General features: G+C 68.3%; 17 protein-coding genes. 3 read left to right on the top strand and 14 right to left on the bottom strand.

What is annotated here, in order from left to right:
• Positions 1-35: 35 nt before the first annotated feature.
• From GC146_RS17145 to hisA, 3 genes are read right to left on the bottom strand one after another with little or no spacing between them, the layout of a single operon-like run.
• Positions 36-347: a phosphoribosyl-ATP diphosphatase gene (locus GC146_RS17145; protein WP_291841320.1), complete on the bottom strand. Its 312-nt coding sequence runs from the start codon at positions 345-347 to the stop codon at positions 36-38.
• Positions 344-1,105, bottom strand: coding sequence for an imidazole glycerol phosphate synthase subunit HisF (gene hisF, locus GC146_RS17140; RefSeq protein WP_291841319.1), 762 nt, complete (start codon positions 1,103-1,105; stop codon positions 344-346). Before hisF ends, GC146_RS17145 begins: the two co-directional genes overlap by 4 nt.
• Positions 1,106-1,165: 60 nt before the next feature.
• Complete coding sequence (gene hisA, locus GC146_RS17135) at positions 1,166-1,885, bottom strand: 1-(5-phosphoribosyl)-5-[(5-phosphoribosylamino)methylideneamino]imidazole-4-carboxamide isomerase (RefSeq protein ID WP_291841318.1); 720 nt, start codon at positions 1,883-1,885, stop codon at positions 1,166-1,168.
• A 135-nt stretch (positions 1,886-2,020) separates the two neighbouring features.
• Between hisA and GC146_RS17130 the strand changes: the two genes are divergently transcribed.
• Entirely contained in the window at positions 2,021-2,413 is a 393-nt protein-coding gene (locus tag GC146_RS17130; protein WP_291841317.1) for a DUF2147 domain-containing protein, read from the top strand.
• Here the strand turns inward: GC146_RS17130 and hisH are convergent.
• Positions 2,410-3,051, bottom strand: a complete 642-nt coding sequence (hisH, locus tag GC146_RS17125; protein ID WP_291841316.1) for an imidazole glycerol phosphate synthase subunit HisH — start codon at positions 3,049-3,051, stop codon at positions 2,410-2,412. The two genes, GC146_RS17130 and hisH, sit on opposite strands and share 4 nt — an antisense overlap.
• Positions 3,048-3,635: an imidazoleglycerol-phosphate dehydratase HisB gene (gene hisB / locus GC146_RS17120; protein WP_291841315.1), complete on the bottom strand. Its 588-nt coding sequence runs from the start codon at positions 3,633-3,635 to the stop codon at positions 3,048-3,050. Before hisB ends, hisH begins: the two co-directional genes overlap by 4 nt.
• Before the next feature lie 161 nt (positions 3,636-3,796).
• Between hisB and GC146_RS17115 the strand changes: the two genes are divergently transcribed.
• Positions 3,797-4,036: an Lrp/AsnC ligand binding domain-containing protein gene (locus tag GC146_RS17115; RefSeq protein ID WP_291841314.1), complete on the top strand. Its 240-nt coding sequence runs from the start codon at positions 3,797-3,799 to the stop codon at positions 4,034-4,036.
• Positions 4,037-4,041: 5 nt separating this feature from the next.
• On the opposite strand, the gene GC146_RS17110 is transcribed toward GC146_RS17115, so the two are convergent.
• The 8 genes from GC146_RS17110 to GC146_RS17075 all read right to left on the bottom strand — a co-directional run bounded on the left by GC146_RS17110 (position 4,042) and on the right by GC146_RS17075 (position 15,491).
• The gene (locus GC146_RS17110; RefSeq protein WP_291841313.1) at positions 4,042-4,992 is read right to left on the bottom strand and encodes a hypothetical protein; all 951 of its coding nucleotides are present in this window, start codon (positions 4,990-4,992) and stop codon (positions 4,042-4,044) included.
• A 121-nt stretch (positions 4,993-5,113) separates the two neighbouring features.
• Positions 5,114-5,845: a proteasome-type protease gene (locus tag GC146_RS17105; protein ID WP_291841312.1), complete on the bottom strand. Its 732-nt coding sequence runs from the start codon at positions 5,843-5,845 to the stop codon at positions 5,114-5,116.
• 12 nt (positions 5,846-5,857) lie between these two features.
• Positions 5,858-6,658 (bottom strand): transglutaminase family protein, encoded by an 801-nt coding sequence (locus GC146_RS17100; RefSeq protein WP_291841311.1) that lies wholly within the window; start codon positions 6,656-6,658, stop codon positions 5,858-5,860.
• Positions 6,659-6,677: 19 nt separating this feature from the next.
• Entirely contained in the window at positions 6,678-7,622 is a 945-nt protein-coding gene (locus tag GC146_RS17095; protein ID WP_291841310.1) for an alpha-E domain-containing protein, read from the bottom strand.
• Positions 7,623-9,086, bottom strand: a complete 1,464-nt coding sequence (locus GC146_RS17090; RefSeq protein ID WP_291841309.1) for a circularly permuted type 2 ATP-grasp protein — start codon at positions 9,084-9,086, stop codon at positions 7,623-7,625. It abuts the gene before it with no gap.
• Positions 9,087-9,269: 183 nt separating this feature from the next.
• Positions 9,270-12,599, bottom strand: a complete 3,330-nt coding sequence (locus GC146_RS17085) for an error-prone DNA polymerase (protein ID WP_291841308.1) — start codon at positions 12,597-12,599, stop codon at positions 9,270-9,272.
• A 194-nt stretch (positions 12,600-12,793) separates the two neighbouring features.
• Complete coding sequence (locus tag GC146_RS17080) at positions 12,794-14,665, bottom strand: DNA polymerase Y family protein (RefSeq protein WP_363241802.1); 1,872 nt, start codon at positions 14,663-14,665, stop codon at positions 12,794-12,796.
• Positions 14,666-14,729: 64 nt separating this feature from the next.
• Positions 14,730-15,491, bottom strand: coding sequence for a hypothetical protein (locus GC146_RS17075; protein ID WP_291841307.1), 762 nt, complete (start codon positions 15,489-15,491; stop codon positions 14,730-14,732).
• 138 nt (positions 15,492-15,629) lie between these two features.
• On the opposite strand from GC146_RS17075, the gene GC146_RS17070 reads away from it, so the two are divergent.
• Positions 15,630-16,988: a cytochrome c peroxidase gene (locus GC146_RS17070; protein WP_291841306.1), complete on the top strand. Its 1,359-nt coding sequence runs from the start codon at positions 15,630-15,632 to the stop codon at positions 16,986-16,988.
• Positions 16,989-17,090: 102 nt separating this feature from the next.
• On the opposite strand, the gene GC146_RS17065 is transcribed toward GC146_RS17070, so the two are convergent.
• A partial coding sequence (locus GC146_RS17065) for a CRTAC1 family protein (protein WP_291841305.1) occupies positions 17,091-17,644 on the bottom strand: 554 nt, incomplete at its 5' end.

Raw genomic sequence — 17,644 nt, 5'->3', positions numbered from 1 at the left:
CGCCCCCCGAGGTATTTCGGGCCAAGATGAAGCGATCAGGGGGTCCGCGCGGCTTTCTCGGCTAGCCCAGACGTTCCATCACGACGGGCCAGTTCCGCCTCGATCTCGGCCAGCGTGACATCGCGGGCGGCGCACATCACCAGCAAATGATAGATCACGTCGGCCGCCTCGGCGGTCAGGCGGGCGCGGTCGCCCTTGACCGCCTCGATGATTGCCTCCACCGCCTCTTCCCCGAATTTCTCGGCGCATTTCTCGGGGCCCTTGGCCAGCAGCGCGGCGGTCCAGCTGCTGGCGGGGTCGGCGGTTTTGCGGGCCGCGATGGTGGCGGCGAGGGCATTGATGCTCATGTCAGCCTCACGGGGATGCCGGCGGCGGCCATGTGGGCCTTGGCCTGGGGAATGGAAAACGTGCCGAAGTGAAAGATCGAGGCGGCGAGCACGGCGCTGGCATGCCCCTCTGTCACGCCCTCGACGAGGTGGTCGAGCGTGCCGACGCCGCCGCTCGCGATGACGGGGATGTCGACGGCGTCGGCCACCGCGCGCGTCAGGCCAAGGTTGAAGCCCGCCTTGGTGCCGTCGCGGTCCATCGACGTCAGCAGGATCTCGCCCGCGCCCTTTTCGGCCACCAGCCGGGCAAACTCTACCGCGTCGATGCCTGTCGCCCGCCGGCCGCCATGGGTGAAAATCTCCCACCGGCCGGGGGCCACGGTTTTCGCGTCAATCGCGCAGACGATGCACTGGCTGCCAAAGCGGTCAGCGGCGCGCGCGATCACGTCCGGGTCGGCCACGGCGGCGGAGTTGAAGCTGACCTTGTCGGCGCCGGCCAATAGCAGCGCGCGTACGTCCTCCGGCGTGCGCACCCCGCCGCCGATCGTCAGCGGCATGAAGCATTGCTCGGCCGTGCGGGTGGCAAGGTCATACATCGTGCCGCGGTTTTCATGCGTGGCGTGGATGTCGAGAAAGCACAGCTCGTCCGCGCCGGCAGCATCATAGGCGCGCGCCGCCTCGACCGGATCGCCCGCGTCGATCAGATCGACGAAGTTGACACCCTTGACGACGCGGCCATCGGCCACGTCGAGGCAGGGAATGATCCGGGTCTTGAGCATGGTGGCGCGCTCCTTGGCCTTTCCCTTAGCGGCTGCGCGGCGACGGGGGAAGGGGCGGCCTCAGCCCAGCGCCTCCAGCGCCTGGGCCAGGTCGATGGCGCCATCGTAAAGCGCCCGGCCCGAGATCGCCCCGGCGATGACGCCGGTGTCGCGCAGCGCCGTCAGGTCGTCCAGCGAGGCGACGCCGCCCGAGGCGATGACCGGGATGGCGACCGCGCGGGCCAGCGCCGCGGTGGCGGCGATGTTGGGCCCGCCCATCGCCCCGTCGCGGCCGATGTCGGTGTAGATCAGCGCGGCGACGCCCGCATCCTCGAACCGGCGGGCAAGGTCGGTGACGCCAAGGCTGGTTTCCTCGGCCCAGCCGCGCGTGGCGACCTTGCCGTCGCGCGCGTCGATGCCCACGGCCACCTGCCCGGGAAAGGCCATGGCCGCCTCGCGCACGAGGTCGGGATCTTCCACTGCGACGGTGCCGAGGATGACGCGGGTCAGCCCCTTGGCCAGCCAGCCCTCGATCGTGGCCATGTCGCGGATGCCGCCGCCCAGCTGCGCGGGCGTGCCGGGGCAGGCGGCGAGGATCGCCTCGACCGCTGCGGCATTGACGGGGTGGCCCGCGAAGGCGCCGTTGAGATCGACAAGGTGCAGCCACTGGCAGCCCGCCGCGACAAAGCTGCACGCCTGTGCGGCCGGATCGTCGTTGAACACGGTTGCGGCCTCCATCTCGCCGCGCAGCAGGCGCACGGCTTGGCCGTCCTTGAGGTCGATGGCGGGGTAGAGGATCATCTTGGCTTTCCTGTCCGGTGCTGGGCCGGTTTTGCACGGGCCGGGCGCGGATGCAAATGGCGCGCCGTCACGTCATGCTTGATCGTGACGGGGTCGTGCGCGCAGATTGGGGACCATCTCAGGGAGGAGATTGCAATGAAGAAGATCGTGTTTGCGGGGCTGACGCTGGTTGCGATGGCGGGTGCAGCTTTTGCCGATCCGCTGGAAGGAACCTGGCAGACCAAGCCCGATGACAATGGCAATTTCGGCTATATTCAGGTGGCGCCCTGCGGCGACAAGTTTTGCGGTGTGCTGACGCAATCCTTCGGCCCGGATGGCAAGCCGATGGCCTCGGACAATATCGGCAAACAGATCATCTGGAACATGGTGGCCCAAGGCAACGGCAACTATGGAAACGGCAAGATCTGGGCGCCCGACCGCAACAAGACCTACGATTCCAAGCTGCACCTGGAAGGCAACACGTTGTCCGTCTCGGGCTGCGTCTTCTTCATCTGCCGTGATGGCGGAACCTGGACGCGGGTGAACTAGGGCCGCCAGCGCAGGAAGTTGGCGATCAGGCGCAGGCCGGTCGCCTGGCTTTTCTCGGGGTGAAACTGGGTGCCGAGGATGTTGTCGCGGCCCACGATGGCCGTGACGGGCCCGGCATAGTCGGCATGGGCCAGACGGTGGGCGGAGTTGTCCACCGTCATGGCGTAGGAATGCACGAAATAGGCGTGATCGCCGGTCTCAAGGCCCTCCAGAACCGCGTGCGGATGGTCGATGACCAGATCGTTCCAGCCCATATGCGGCACCTTCAGCGCGGGGTCGGCGGGCGTGATGCGGCGGATGTCGCCGGGGATCCAGCCAAAGCCGGGCGTGGGCGTGAATTCATGGCCCGTGGTGGCCAGCATCTGCATGCCGACGCAAATGCCCAGGAACGGTACGGCGCGCACCGTGACGGCCTCGACAATCGCCTCGGCCAGCCCCGGCACGGCATGCAGGGCGGTACGGCAGGCGGGAAAGGCACCGTCGCCGGGCAGCACCACGCGGGTGGCGCGGGCCACGTCCTCGGGGCGGGACGAGACCAGCACGCTCCCCGCGCCGGTTTCGGCGGCCATCCGCTCGAACGCCTTTTGCGCCGAGTGCAGGTTGCCGCTGTCGTAATCGACAAGGACCGTCAGGCTCACAGCGCGCCCTTGGTCGAGGGGATCGCGTCGGCGCGGCGCGGATCGGGTTCGACCGCCATGCGCAGCGCGCGCGCCACCGCCTTGAACGCGGCTTCGGCAATGTGGTGGCTGTTGAACCCGTGCACCTGGTCGAGGTGCAGGGTGATGCCGCCATGCGTCGCCAGCGCCTGGAAGAATTCGCGCACCAGTTCGGTATCGAAGGTGCCGATCTTGGGCGTGGGCAGGGCGAGGTTGCAGACAAAGTAGGGCCGGCCCGACAGGTCGAGCGCGCAGCGCACCTGCGCATCGTCCATCGGCAGCGCGCATTCGCCGTAGCGCCGGATGCCGCGCTTGTCGCCCAGCGCCTGCGCCAGCGCCTGGCCCAGCGCGATGCCGGTATCCTCCACCGTGTGGTGATCGTCGATATGCAGGTCGCCCTTGGCGCGCACGGTCATGTCGATCAGCGCGTGGCGCGCCAACTGGTCCAGCATATGGTCGAAGAACCCCACGCCGGTGGCGTTGTCGTAGGTTCCGGTGCCGTCGAGGTTCACGCTGACGGTGATCTCGGTTTCGGCGGTGGTGCGGGTGACGGTGGCGGTCCGCATCGGCATTGTTCCTTCAGGATTGCGCAGCCCTTCTAGGGCCAAGCGCGCGCGGGGCCAAGCGGCGGCGCGGCGAAATCGGGGGCCTTGTGCCCTTTCGGCACGAAAGATTGCGGAGGCGCGCGGTCCGTGGTCTTGTGGCGCCAAGAACCTGCGAGGCCCCCATGACCACCTGCGTTTTCGTCCAGATCCGTTGCCGGCCCGGCACCACCTACCGCGTGGCCGATGCCATCGCGCTGAAGGAAATCCATTCCGAGCTTTACTCGACCAGCGGCGAATATGACCTGCTGATGAAGCTCTACATCCCGGCGGGCGAGGATATCGGCAAGTACATCAACGACCACCTGCTTGATATCGAAGGGATCGAAAGGTCTCTGACGACGCTGACGTTCAAGGCGTTCTGAGCTGCTCAGCCCTCGTTCCCGGAGGGCGCGGCCGCTGCCCGGCCGCCCGAGGCCCAGTTCACGGCCCGCTCACCAAGCGATTTGAACTTGGACGAGGCGCTGTCCAGCTTGGCCTCCCATTCGGGGTTCGGCGTCTGGCCCGCTGTCACTTTGAAGTAGGCCTGCAACAAGCAGGCAATCGCGAACGGTTCGATCAGCGCGACCTTGACCGCCCATGCAAAGACGATGGCGAAGATCACGCCACCCGCAGACCATGCCCCGGGAATCAGGTAGACCAGTGCTGCCGCCGGCGCGAGCATCACGAGAAACACGATGAAGGCCAGCCCGTAGGTGAACAGGGTCAGCCAAGCCGCGTTGCGCAACATCGGCCCGGCATTCTGGCCGTAAAGCACCAGCGCCTCTTTCGCCGAGGCCCACGGATTTGTGGCCCGTGTACGGATCCCGTGCGCAAGGATCACCTCGTCGACCAGCCCCACGGCAAGCCGCAGATAGGCCCGTACCACGCCCATCACGTTCTGAAGGCCAGGAATCGGCAGGAAATTCATCAGCCCCTGCACCAGTCCGGTGATCGCGCGGATCACGCCCTTGACCAACTGGTCGACGCCAAAAAGGACCGAAGCCTCGCCAAATCGCTCGGTCACGATCTGCCGACCATAGGCAATCTGGCCCTGACCATCGGGCAGGTCACGGCCATCGAGATACTCGACCATGACGGCGATATGCCCGGCCTTCACAACGTAAAGGATGTATTCGCGCAGGAAATAAAGCACGCCCGCGACCACCGCGAAGCCAAAAAGGCCGCCATAGAAGGTCGAGGTTGCAACGACGCCCTCGTCACCGAAATGGCCAATGCCCCAGCCCAGACCGGCGCCGGTGCCGGTGGCAAGGACGTAAGCGACCGCGATGGCGAAATAGACGATGATCCGGAACATCAGGTACGGTGCCGTCCGCCGCATGACGCCCATGGCTGTTGCTACGCTGAAGTCCCACATGTCGCATACCCTGTTCGACGTTTACCGCCCCAGAGTGACCTGCATGGCCGCTGCACGCAAGGATTTCCCCGGTGGGCGGGTCAGGCTACAGAGTCACGTCCGGTAGGCTGTCGAAGGCCATGTTCAGCGCAGCGCCCCAACCGTTGGAAATCGTCTGGAAATAGGCGTCTTCCGCCCCGATCCTGCGCGACAGGCCAAGTTTGTAGCTGTCAGTCTCGTAAATCTGCATATCAAGCGGCAGACCCACCGACAGGTTGGCCTTGATCGTCGAGTCAAAGCTGACAAGCAGCAATTTGACCGCCTTCTCAAAGCTCATCGATGGCTCGTAAGCGCGGACTAGAATGGGGCGGCCGTATTTCGTTTCGCCGATCTGGAAATAGGGCGTGGCATCGCCTGCCTCGATGAAGTTGCCCTCAGGGTAGATCATGAACAGTCGCGGGGGCGTGCCCTTGATCTGCCCGCCAAGGATGATCGAGGCGTTGAACGACGAATCCGCACGTGCGCCGCTTTGCGCATTGTCGGCGATCACGTCGCGGAGCGTCTGACCGACCAGCCGCGCGACCTGAAACATCGAGGGTGATTCAAGGATCGACGGCGCCCGGTCGCCCGGCGCCTTGGTGCGTTCTTCCAGCATCGAGATGACGGATTGCGTCGTGGCAAGGTTGCCAGCCGTCAGCAGCGTGATCGCCCGTTCGCCCGGTGTCTCGAAGGAAAACATCTTGCGATAGGTCGAGATGTTGTCGAGCCCCGCATTGGTGCGGGTGTCGGACATGAAAAGAAGGCCGCGGTCCAGCCGCATACCGACGCAATAGGTCATCTGATCCGCCTGCTACTGCTGCTGAACCTGCACTTGCACCGACAGCTTCTCGCCTGCCGCGCCAAAGCGCATTCCTGATACAGGCGCAGCCTCGGCATAGTCCAGCCCTGTTGCGACACGGACATAGGTCGTATCGGGGCAAACATCGTTGGCGGCGTCGAAACCGACCCAGCCCAGTCCCGGTACATGCGCCTCGGCCCAGGCGTGGGTCGCGTCCTGTTCGACCCGGTCGGTCAGCATCAGATAGCCCGAAACATAGCGAGCAGGCACGCCCATGGCGCGGGCGGCGGCGATAAAGGCATGGGCATGGTCCTGACAGACACCGCGGCCCTCGGCCAGCGCCTCTTCCGCGGTCGTGTCGACATGGCTGGCCCCGGGCACATACTCGATTGCCCCATGCACGGCACCCATCAGCGCGTGCAGACGCGGGAGCGGCTCCAGATCCGGGTCCAGCCCCTGCACCAACTTGCGCACCAGCGGCCCGGGTCGGGTGCGTGCGGTCGTCCGGTCGAACATCCACAGCGGCATGAAGCCGCCATGGGCGCCCACCACGCCATGGGTCTGGCTCAGTTCCACCTCGCCCGAACACCGGATCGACACGGCAGTGGCGCCCGGCTCATAGCCAATCAGCGTGACGGTGTTGCGATGCGCGTCTTCAAAGCTCAGCTCCTTCGTGCCCCCGCTCACCTCGATACGCCAGTCCACCACCTTCTGGGCGGGCGTCGTCTTGGGCGTCAGGCGCAGTTGCTGCAGCGCATAGGGCACAGGCTGATCGTAGTTGTAACTGGTGACATGGCTGATCGTCAGGCGCATCGTGATTTCCCCCGCTCACTCACGCCGAGAACCGATAGTCGATCTCGATCTGCCCGCCCAACTCGGCAACGTTGCCGAGGAAACCCTGGATGAACTCGTGCAGGCCAAGCTCGAATATCTCGTCCACGCCGTGGGACATGACGTTCAGGCACATCTTGTCGGCCATGTCGTGGCTTTTCATCCGGTCGCCGTAATCAGCCACCAGATAACCGAGGTTGTCGCGAATCTTGTCGGCACAGAACGACAGGCTGCGCGGCATCCGCTTGTCGAGGATCAGGAACTGGGCAATCTCGCGCGGGCGGGCGTCCTGACCATAGGTCAGTCGGAACCCGCCTTCGGCAGAAACCGAACGCAGGATCGATTCCCACTGCACGTTGTCGACGGCACTTCCCACGCCGATGGCCGAGGGAAGCAGGACGTAATACTTCACGTCGAGAATCCGGGCGGTATTGTCGGCGCGCTCGATGAACGTGCCGATGCGGGCAAAGTTGTAAATGTCGTTGCGCAGCATTGTGCCGGTCATCGCGCCCCGCACGAAGGCGGTGCGTTGCCGGATCAGCGCCAGCACCTCCGGCAGGTCGCGTTCAGGGACCTTGCGCGCGAGCGCCGCCTTCAGCGTCATCCATGCCTCGTTGACGCTTTCCCAGACTTCGCGGGTCAGCGCGGTGCGCACGACGCGGGCATTGTTGCGCGCGGCCTCGATCACGGACATCACGCTTGAAGAGTTGTCGCGATCGCGCAGAAGCCAGTCGATGGCGTTGTCGCGGCTGACCTCTCCGTCATAGGCGGCGAGGTATCCCTGCTCGACGGCGGCGGTCTGCAGTACAGACATCCATTCGTCGTCGGCGCTGGACGAGCGCGTCAGCGCGATGCGCTGGCCCGCCGCGATCAGGCGCGCGGTATTTTCGGACCTTTCAAGGTAGCGGAACATCCAGTAGAGCCCGCCGGCGGTTTTTCCCAGCATCTATTCTTCCAGCACCCAGGTATCCTTGGTGCCACCTCCCTGGCTGGAGTTGACCACGAGGCTGCCCTTCTTCAGCGCCACCCGCGTCAGCCCCCCCGGCGTAATGTCGATCCCCGCAGGGCTGACCAGCACGAAGGGCCGCAGATCGACATGGCGCGGCGCAAGGCCCGCGTTGGTCAGGATCGGCACCGTCGACAGCGCCAGCGTGGGCTGGGCGATGTAGTTGCCGGGCCGCGCCATCAGCTTGCGCCGGAACTCCGACAGTTCCTTTTTCGAGGCCGCCGGGCCGATCAGCATCCCGTATCCGCCCGAGCCGTGCACCTCCTTGACGACCAGCTCGGCAAGGTTGTCGAGGACGTATTGCAGCGAGGACGGGTCTGAACAGCGCCAGGTGGGGACGTTCTGCAGGATCGCCTTCTCGCCGGTATAGAACTCGACGATATCGGGCATGTAGCTGTAGATCGCCTTGTCGTCGGCCACGCCGGTGCCCGGCGCGTTGGCGATTGTGATGCCGCCTGCGCGGTAGACATCCATGATGCCCGGCACGCCCAGCGCGCTTTCGGGATTGAAATTCATCGGGTCTAGATAGGCGTCGTCGATCCGGCGATAGAGCACGTCGATCGGCTGGTAGCCTTGGGTCGTGCGCATCGCAACGCGGCCATCGACAACCCGCAGGTCATGGCCCTCGACCAGTTCGACGCCCATCTTGTCGGCAAGAAAACTGTGCTCGTAGTAGGCCGAGTTGTAGATGCCGGGCGTCAGGACCGCGACGCGCGGGGTGCCGGTGCAGGCCGGCGGCGCGCAGGCCGCCAGCGACCGGCGCAGCGCACGGGGATAGTTCGACACCGGCTGAACATGGTTGCGGCTGAAAAGCTCGGGGAACATGTGCAGCATCGTCTCGCGGTTTTCCAGCATGTAGCTGACACCCGAAGGCGTGCGCGCGTTGTCCTCCAGCACGTAGAAGGAATCGTCACCCGTGCGCACCAGATCGGTGCCGACGATATGGGTGTAGACACCGCCGGGCGGTGTGACGCCGATCATCTTCGGCTCGAACGCGTCGTTGCGCGCCACCATCTCGGCGGGCAGGCGGCCCGCGCGGACGATCTCCTGCCGGTGGTAGATGTCGTGCAGGAAGGCGTTGATCGCGCGCACCCGCTGCTCGATCCCGCGGGCCAGCCGCGCCCATTCGCGCCCGGCGATGATGCGCGGGATGATGTCGAACGGGATCAGCCGTTCGGCCGCGGCGGCCTGTCCGTAGACGTTGAACGTGATGCCGGTCAGCCGGAACACCTGTTCGGCCTCGCGTTGTTTCTTGCGCAGGCGCCGCGGGTCCTCATGCTCGATCCAGTCGGCAAGATCGGCATAGGGCGGGCGCAACAGGTTCTCGCGGCCCCACATCTCGTCGAAAGTCTGCGATTGCGACTGTGACTGGGTTTGGCCCTGACTGGATTGCGACTGTTCCATGCCCCCGATCATATGGCCCGGTGTCGCCAGCACAATCGGAAGATTGTCGTGCTGCGCGCGATTTGGGGCGTTTGCCTGTTTTTCAGGCGCTGCAGGGGCTCCGCCCCCGGCCCGTGCCGGGCCTCCCCCGAGGTATTTGGGCCAAGATGAAGAGGTTGGCGGCAAGGGCCGATGCCCGGGGGCCTAGTGAAAGTCGCGGGATTTCGGGATGACGCGGACATCGCGCGGGTGGCGGGCATGGGCGGTGGACATCGGGTCGGCCAGCGGCGAGGCCAGCGGGCGGGCCACCTCGTCGGCACGCGCAATCGGCGGGGCCAGCCCCTCTGGCGCCAGCCGCACCAGCGCGTCAGAGCGGTCCTTCAGACGGGTCGCCACGACATGGATGATCTCGACATCGCGCTGGACATAGCCCTCGACCACCAGCAGGCGCGACTGCATCACGGCCTTGCGGAACGCCTCCATCACCTTGGGCCAGACCACGAGGTTGGCGACGCCCGTTTCGTCCTCCAGCGTGATGAAGCAGACGCCCTTGGCGCTGCCGGGGCGCTGGCGCACCAGCACGAGGCCCGCCAGCCGCACCTTCTGGAACGGGCGCGCCTGTCTGAGCGCGGCGGTGGGGATGTAGCCCTGCGCGGCAAGGCTCTTGCGCAGGAAGGCCATCGGGTGGGCCTTCAGGCTGAGGCGCAGCGTCTGGTAATCGGCCACCACCTGCTCGGCGCGCGGCATCGCGGGCAGGGCCACCGGCACCTCGGCCCCCTCGTCGCGGGTGGTGGTGAAAAGCGGCAGGTCGGGCGCGTCACGCAGGGCCTTGGCCTCCCACAATGCCTGCCTGCGGTCGAGAAACATCGAGCGCAGCGCATCAGCCTCGGCCAGCCGGCGCAGGGTGGGCGCCGTGAGGTGCGTACGCGCCTTGAGGTCGTCCATGTCGCGGAAGGGTGCCTCGCGCGCCGCCATGATCCGCGCCGCGTGATCTGCCCGCAGCCCGCCCGCCTGCCGCAGGCCAAGGCGCAGGGCAAAGCCGCCTTCGGCCTGTGGTTCCAGCGTGTTGTCCCAGTCGGAGAAATTCACGTCGGGACCATGCACCGTCACGCCATGGTCGCGCGCGTCGCGCACGATCTGCGCCGGCGCGTAAAACCCCATCGGCTGGGAATTCAGCAGCGCTGCGGCAAAGGCGGCCGGGTAGTGGCATTTCAGCCAGCTTGAGACATAGACCAGCAAGGCAAAGCTTGCCGCGTGGCTTTCGGGGAATCCGTATTCGCCAAAGCCCTTGATCTGGTCAAAGCAGCGCTTGGCAAAATCCGGGTCATAGCCGCGCGCCACCATCCGGCCGACCATCTTCTCCTCCAGCTTGCCGATGGTGCCGGTCGAGCGGAACGTCGCCATCGCCTTGCGCAACTCGTTGGCTTCGGCGGGCGAGAACTGTGCGGCGTCGATGGCGATCTTCATCGCCTGTTCCTGGAAGATTGGCACGCCCAGCGTGCGGCCGAGGATGGTCTTGAGCTCGGCCGGGTCGTGCGGCGGGGCGGGGCTGGGGTAGTCCACCGCCTCCTCGCCCGCGCGGCGGCGCAGGTAGGGATGCACCATGTCGCCTTGGATTGGCCCCGGCCGCACGATGGCGACCTCGATCACCAGGTCATAAAACTGGCGCGGGCGCAGCCGCGGCAGCATGTTCATCTGCGCCCGGCTTTCCACCTGAAAGACGCCGATACTGTCGCCCTTGCACAGCATGTCATAGACGCGCGGATCTTCCTTGGGTGTCGTGGCAAGGTCGTAGCGGCGCCCGTAATGCGCCTCGATCAGGTCGAAACACTTGCGGATGCAGGTCAGCATCCCCAGCGCGAGAATGTCGACCTTCAGGATGCCCAGCGCGTCGATGTCGTCCTTGTCCCATTCGATGAAACTGCGGTCGGCCATGGCGCCATTGCCGATCGGCACCGTCTCGGTCAGCGGCCGTTCGGTCAGGATGAAGCCGCCCACGTGCTGGCCAAGGTGACGCGGCATGCCGATCATCTGCTGCGCGATCAGGATGGTGCGGCGCAAGAGCGGGTCGGTCAGGTCCAGTCCCGCCTCGGCCACGTGGTCGGCCCCGACCTCGCGCCCCCAAGAGCCCCAGATGGTTTTCGCCAGCGCTGCCGTCACGTCCTCGCCGAGGCCCATCGCCTTGCCCACCTCGCGGATCGCCGAGCGGGGGCGGTAATGGATCACCGTGGCGCAAAGACCCGCCCGGTCGCGGCCGTATTTCGCGTAGATATGCTGGATTACCTCCTCGCGCCGCTCATGCTCGAAGTCGATGTCGATATCGGGCGGCTCCTTGCGTTCTTCCGAGATGAAACGCTCGAACAGCAGCTGGTGCTGGGCGGGATCGACCGCGGTGATGCCCAGCACGTAGCAGACCGCCGAATTGGCCGCCGAGCCACGGCCCTGGCACAGGATCGGTGGGCTGACCTCGTGGCGGGCAAACCGGATGATGTCGTGAATCGTCAAGAAATACCGCGCAATGTCGAGCTTTTCGATCATCGCGAGTTCTTTTTTCAATACTGCATGCGTGGCGGGGGGGACCCCCTCGGGGTACCGCCGGGCGGCGCCGGCCCATGTCAACTCTTCCAGGTAATCCTGCGGGCTGCGGCCGCCCGGCACCACCTCGCGCGGGTATTCATAACGCAATTCCTCAAGGTCGAAACGGCACTGGTCGGCCACAGCGCGGGTGGCGCGGATCGCGTGCGGCCATTCGGAGAAGAGGCGCACCATCTCGGCGGGCGATTTGAGGTGCCGCTCGGCATTGGGCTCCAGCCGCGCGCCGGCGGTGGCCAGCGTGCAATGCTCGCGGATGCAGGTCATCACATCCTGCAGCGGCCGCCGCTCGGGTGCATGATAGAGCACGTCGTTGGTGGCCAGCAGCGCCAGCCCGTGCCGTGTGGCCAACCGGTCCAGCCGGTTGATCCGCGCCCGGTCATCGCCGCGGTAGAGATAGGCCGCGGCGATCCAGCCCAGCCCCGGCAACTGCTTGACCAGCCCCGGCAAGGCGCGAGCGAACCCCTGCAGATCGTCGGGCGGCAGCGCGATCAGCATCACCCCCTCGGCATGGGCGGCCAGATCGGCCAGCGTGATGTCGCAGACCCCCTTGGCCTGCCAGCGCCCGTCGGGGTTGTGCATCTTGCCCTTCGACAGCAGGCGACAGAGCCGCCCATAGGCTTCACGGTCCCGCGGATAGGCAAGAAAGGCCTCGCCCGAGGTCAGCACCAGCCGGCAGCCGATCAGTGGACGGATGTGCGCTTTTTTCGCCTCGACATGCAGCCGCACCACGCCGGCGAAACTGTTGCGGTCGGCGATGCCCAGCGCGTCATGGCCCAGCGCCCAGGCCGTCCGGGCAAGGTCCACCGCGTCCGACGCCCCGCGCAGGAAGGAAAAGCAGCTCGCCAGCCCCAGTTCGACGAAGGGCGCGCGCGGGTTGGGGGTAAAGCTGCCATCCTCCGGCAAAGTTCGGCGTGGCACCTGGTGGTCATTCTCGGGCATCGTCGCCTCCCGTCATGGCCGGCGCAGGGGGGCGCTGCCCCCCGGCCCCGTGCCGGCGCCTCCCCCCGGAGTATTTGACGCCAGAAGAAGGGGCGTGCCGGCCCGGGCTTCTTCTGGCCGGAAATACTCCGGGGGGCGCGCGGCACGCGCGCGGGGGCAGCGCCCCCTCTGCCCTGTCTGGCCGCGGCGCGCCGTCATGCGAAAGCCCCGTGGACGAACCAGCGCGGCACGTCCCCGCGCCCGTCGCCCAGCACGCCCTCGCGGTAGATCCAGAAGCGGCGGCCTGCCTCGTCCTCGATCCGCCAGTAGTCGCGCAGGCGGGTGCCGGGGCGGTCGGCCCACCATTCCGGCGCGATCCGCTCGGGCCCGGCGAAGCGGGCGACACGGTGCGTCACCCGGCGCCAGATGAACTGGGCGGGCGGGCCCTCGGGCACGGCATAGACCACGCGCACCTCCTCGGGCGGGCTGAACAGGCGCAGCGGGCGGCCGGGCGGGGCCGGGGTGGGGGGCAGCGTGGTTCCGCCCGCCAACGCGGGCTGCCAGCCCTCGCGCCGTTCGGGAATGTGGCTGAGGCCGGGGGCGGGGCGCCGCACCGCGCCCGCGCCCAGCCGCGCGCTCAGCCGGTCGATCAGCCGGGCAAGGTCGGCCTCGGCATCGACGCCGCCGTCAAGGCGGCGCTGCACCGCGCTCATGTCCTCGGCCACCGGCGCGTCCAGCGTGATCAGGTCAAAGCCGAAGCCGGGCTCGATCCGCTCCAGCCGGTCATCGAAAAGCCGGCGCAGGTGGGCGGGGTCGCGGCTGGGCCGGGCGGTGGCCACGCCCAGCGACGAGACCTCGCCATCGCTGCGATAGACCGTCAGTGTCAGCCGCCTTGCGCCGAACCCCGCCGCGGCCAGCGCCGCGCATAATTCCTCGCACAGGCCCGGCAGCCATGCACCCGGATCCTGCACCGGCTCGGCCAGCCGCGCCTCGACGGCAAAGCGTGGCGGGTCGTCGGGCGAGGCCAGCGGTTCGGCCAGCCGCCCCATCATCTGGTCGAGCCGCATCAGCGGGTTTTCTGCCGGGGCCGCGCGCGAGAACCGCCGCGCCAGCGAGATGCGCGGCACCGCGGCCAGATCGCCCACCGTCTTCAGCCCCAGCCGCTGCAGCAGCAGCACCGTGTCGGGGCCCAGCCGCAGCGCCCTGACCGGCAGCGGCGCCACCTGCGCGGGCAGTTCCGCCGCGCCGCAGACCGCGCGCGGGCCCGACAGCCGCGCCAGCGCCCATGCCGCGCCCTGCGTGGGCGCACAGGCCAGCCGCGCGCCGAGGCCCAGCGTGGCCAGCCGCGCCTCGATCTCGCGCAGCATCCCCGCCTCGCCGCCCCACAGGTGGTCGGACCCGGTGGTGTCGAGCATCAGCCCGGCCGCACCGCCTGCCATGCCGTCGACCGCGCTCCACGGGCACCAGCGCCGGGCCCAGAGCATCAGCCGCGCCAGCGCCGCGCGCTCGGCGCCGGGATCGGCGAACTCCACCCGCAGGCCGGGACAAAGTGCGCGCATGTCCACCACGCGCGCGCCATGGACCACGCCCGCCTGCGCCGCGGCGCGGGTCATGTCGTGGATCACCGGGCCGTGCGGCCCCTCGACGGCCAGCGCCAGCGGTGCCTCGTCGCTGACCGCCTCGCCCTGCCGCTCGGCCAGCCGCAGCCAGCGTTCGATGGCAAAGCGCGGCAGGTGGATAGCGGTGAGACGGCGGGCCAGCGGATCCTTGTCCTCGTCCTCGCCGCGCCGGGTGATGGCATGCGGCCGTGGCATGCCGGGCCGGGCGCGGGGTTCGCCCACGGGGGAAAAGCTGTCTTCCTCCGCCTCATCGCTGCTGGCGCGCGCGGGCAGGTCGGGTTGCGCGCGCGGGCGGCAAAGCTCGGCCTCGAGCGCACCCTGCAGCGCGGCGATGGCGCGGGCGAGGTCTGCGGGCAGGGCTGCGCGGCGCTGCCGCTGCGGGGCGGCTGCGGGGGGTGGTGTGGCAGATGCGGCGGGCCGGGCGGGCCGAGCAAAGGCGAGGACCGGCAGCTTGTCCTCGGCGCTCATCGCGGGCGGCCTCCGGACCAGGGCTTGGGCCAGCATAGGGGCGCGCGGCGCGGCATCGCGGGCCTCAGGCGCGCGCGGCCTGCGGGGCGGCGGTCTGCGCCGCGCCCGCGTCGGTGCCGTGTTCCATCACCAGCCCGCCGGATACCGGCCGGGCAACCCATGCGCCGGGGCGGCGCCAGCGGGCACGAAACAGCTCTGCCCGCCACAGCGGCGCCCCCGGCGCACGCAGGTCATCGGGATCAGCTTCGGCGGGCAGTGCGGCCACCCGCCAGCGCTCGCGCGCAGCACTCAGGGCGGGCGTGGCGGCACGGCGGATCAGCCAGGCCGGCACGCCCTGCGCCTCGGCGCGCAGCGCCAGCCGCTTGGTCGCGGTGAAGTCGAGCACGGCCGGGTCGCCCCAGATCTCGCCCACCACGCCGGCCAGCGCGCCGCACCCCAACCCCTCTTCCATCGCCCAGAGCGCCGCACGCGGCTGGCGCGCCTCGACCAGCAACAGCCGCGTGGTGCCAAGGCCGGCAAGGCAGGGCACCCCCGCCTCGCGCCGCGACAGGCGGTCCTGCACCCACAGGATCGGGCGGGCCTCGGGCCGGGTCTCGGGCCGGGGCTCGGGGTGGCCGCCGCTTGCCCCGCCCCGTGCCTCTTGCGCCGCCTGTGCTGTCAGCCGCGCCAGCACGAAACCGGTCACGGCGGCATCGGCGGCGGTGACGGCAAAGACTTCGGCCAGCGTCGGGGCCAGCGTCGCGGCCTCTTCCGTCACGGCGGCCGGGCCGGGACGGGCCTGCAGGCTGGCGCGAAGCGCGGGGGGAAGGGCGGCGGAAGGCGGCACGGGGGCGAGTCTCGATCTGGTTTATGTTCTTCTTTTGTTCTAGCCCGCACCCCGGCCCGCGTCAAATCCCTTCAGGGCTGTTGCGGTGCCGCTGGGGCGGTGTCATGCTTTGCCCCGAACGTCGTGGAGGGCATCGGGATGGAGCGGATCGGACAACTGGCCGGCGCGGTGGCACTGGCCCTCGCCGCAGGCGCGGCGCTGGCCGCCGATGCGCCCGCGCCCGCGCGCCCCGCCAACCTGCCGCCGCCGATCACCGATGCCGATTACGCGCCGGTCCGGCTGGACGAGGCGAAGCTGGGCCAGCTTCTGTTCTACGACCCGATCCTGTCGGGCAACCGCGAGGTCTCCTGCGCGACCTGCCACAACCCCGCCTTCGGCACGTCCGACGGCGTGTCGCTGGGCATCGGCGACGGCGGCAAGGGCCTTGGCCCCGCGCGCGTGGCCGACCCCGAGAACATGCCCGAGCAGCGGGTGCCGCGCAACGCGCAGGCGCTGTTCAACCTCGGCGCCAAGGAATTCACCGTGCTCTTCGCCGATGGCCGGATCGAGGCGGACCCTTCCAAGCCCAGCGGCCTGCGCACGCCGCTTGACGACGATATGGTGCAGGGCTTTGCCAGTGTCCTGTCCGCCCAGGCAATGTTCCCCGAGGTCAGCCCCGACGAGATGGCGGGACACTATCAGGAAAACGAGATTTCCACCGTCGTGCGGCAGGGCATCTTCACCGGGCCGGGCGGCGCATGGGACCTGATCGCGCGGCGCGTCGCCGCGATCCCGGCCTATGTCAGCCAGTTCGAGGCGGTCTATCCCGACAAGGTCCACGGGGCGGGCGATATCGCCTTCACCGACATCTCCAACGCCATCGCGGCCTTCGTGGCCTATGAATGGCGGGCCGATGCCAGTCCGTTCGATGCCTACCTGCGCGGGACCGGCACGCTTGATCCGGCGCAGACGCGGGGGATGGGCCTGTTTTACGGCGAGGCGGGCTGTTCGGCCTGCCATTCGGGCAAGTTCCAGTCCGATCAGGCCTTTCACGCGATGGGCATGCCGCAATTCGGCCCCGGCAAGGGCGCGCGTTTCGAAACCACCGTGCGCGACGAGGGGCGCTACCGCGTGACCGGGCGGCCGGAAGACCTCTACGCCTTCCGCACCCCCAGCCTGCGCAACGTCACCGAGACCGGGCCCTGGGGCCATGACGGCGCCTATCGCGACCTCGCGGCCTTCGTGCGCGCCCATGCCGACCCGGTCGCCGCGCTGGCCGATTACGATCGCAGCCAGGCGATCCTGCCGGCGCTGCCGGTCAAGGACTGGACGGCGATGGACAATCCCGACGAGGTCGCCGCGATCGCGGCGGCGGTGAAGGTGACGCCGGTCAAGCTGAGCGATGCGCAGGTGGCCGATATCGTGGCCTTCCTGGGCGCGCTGGACGATCCGGGCGTCAGCCGGCTGGGCGTGCCCGACGCGGTGCCGAGCGGGCTGACGGTGGCGCGCAAGGACTAAGCTGGCCAGAGACTGGCCGGGCATGGGGGCTGTCTGCCCCCCTCTGCCTTCGGCATTCACCCCCCGAGGATATTTGCAAGGCAAAGGCGGCAGGTCGGTCGGTCAGCCCGCCGGTTTCGCGATGCTCATCACGCTGTCGAGCCTGGCCGGGATCGCGGGGCTGGTCGTGCCGTCGGGCCAGCGCACGGTGATGCTGGCCGCCGTGGCGCCGCCAAGGCCGAAATGCAGCGGGATCGCCTGGCCGCCGGCATGGCCGCCGCCGATGCTGATCTGCTGGTCCTGCACGAGATTGCCCGCGGTGACGGTGACGACGGCGCCGATCGCATCGCGGTTGCCGCCGGGCTGGGTGAGCGCGATGCCCAGCCAGTGGCCGGTGGCCGGCGTGATGTTGCGGTAAAGCTCCATCGGGGCGCGGCGGTTGACGACGACCAGATCCAGCAGGCCGTCGCCGTCAAAATCGGCCAGCGCCGCCCCGCGCGAGCGCGCCATGGTGGCCACGCCCGCGACATCGGCCTTTTCCACGAAGCTGCCATCGGCCTGCTGCATCAGCAGGTTGTTGGGATCATGGATGGCGTTGGAGGGCATCTGGTCGACATTGCCCTTGGCGATGAAGAGATCGGCGCGCCCGTCGTTGTCGATATCGCCGAACTGGGCAT

Origin of the sequence: Limimaricola sp. (genome assembly GCF_016125575.1) — a bacterium.
Lineage (GTDB): Bacteria > Pseudomonadota > Alphaproteobacteria > Rhodobacterales > Rhodobacteraceae > WGLM01.
Note: the sequence above shows the minus strand (reverse complement) of the source record. Positions and strands in the feature narration are given on the sequence as shown.

Bases quoted from the DNA above. Each gene is read 5' to 3' on its own strand.
- hisA (WP_291841318.1), bottom strand. From the start codon at position 1,885: ATGATCCTCTACCCCGCCATCGACCTCAAGGACGGCCAAGCCGTGCGC.
- GC146_RS17145 (WP_291841320.1), bottom strand. From the start codon at position 347: ATGAGCATCAATGCCCTCGCCGCCACCATCGCGGCCCGCAAAACCGCC.
- GC146_RS17110 (WP_291841313.1), bottom strand. From the start codon at position 4,992: ATGCGGCGGACGGCACCGTACCTGATGTTCCGGATCATCGTCTATTTC.
- GC146_RS17090 (WP_291841309.1), bottom strand. From the start codon at position 9,086: ATGGAACAGTCGCAATCCAGTCAGGGCCAAACCCAGTCACAGTCGCAA.
- GC146_RS17105 (WP_291841312.1), bottom strand. From the start codon at position 5,845: ATGACCTATTGCGTCGGTATGCGGCTGGACCGCGGCCTTCTTTTCATG.
- GC146_RS17115 (WP_291841314.1), top strand. From the start codon at position 3,797: ATGACCACCTGCGTTTTCGTCCAGATCCGTTGCCGGCCCGGCACCACC.
- GC146_RS17100 (WP_291841311.1), bottom strand. From the start codon at position 6,658: ATGCGCCTGACGATCAGCCATGTCACCAGTTACAACTACGATCAGCCT.
- GC146_RS17080 (WP_363241802.1), bottom strand. From the start codon at position 14,665: ATGAGCGCCGAGGACAAGCTGCCGGTCCTCGCCTTTGCTCGGCCCGCC.
- GC146_RS17085 (WP_291841308.1), bottom strand. From the start codon at position 12,599: ATGCCCGAGAATGACCACCAGGTGCCACGCCGAACTTTGCCGGAGGAT.
- GC146_RS17095 (WP_291841310.1), bottom strand. From the start codon at position 7,622: ATGCTGGGAAAAACCGCCGGCGGGCTCTACTGGATGTTCCGCTACCTT.
- hisF (WP_291841319.1), bottom strand. From the start codon at position 1,105: ATGCTCAAGACCCGGATCATTCCCTGCCTCGACGTGGCCGATGGCCGC.
- GC146_RS17130 (WP_291841317.1), top strand. From the start codon at position 2,021: ATGAAGAAGATCGTGTTTGCGGGGCTGACGCTGGTTGCGATGGCGGGT.
- GC146_RS17070 (WP_291841306.1), top strand. From the start codon at position 15,630: ATGGAGCGGATCGGACAACTGGCCGGCGCGGTGGCACTGGCCCTCGCC.
- hisB (WP_291841315.1), bottom strand. From the start codon at position 3,635: ATGCGGACCGCCACCGTCACCCGCACCACCGCCGAAACCGAGATCACC.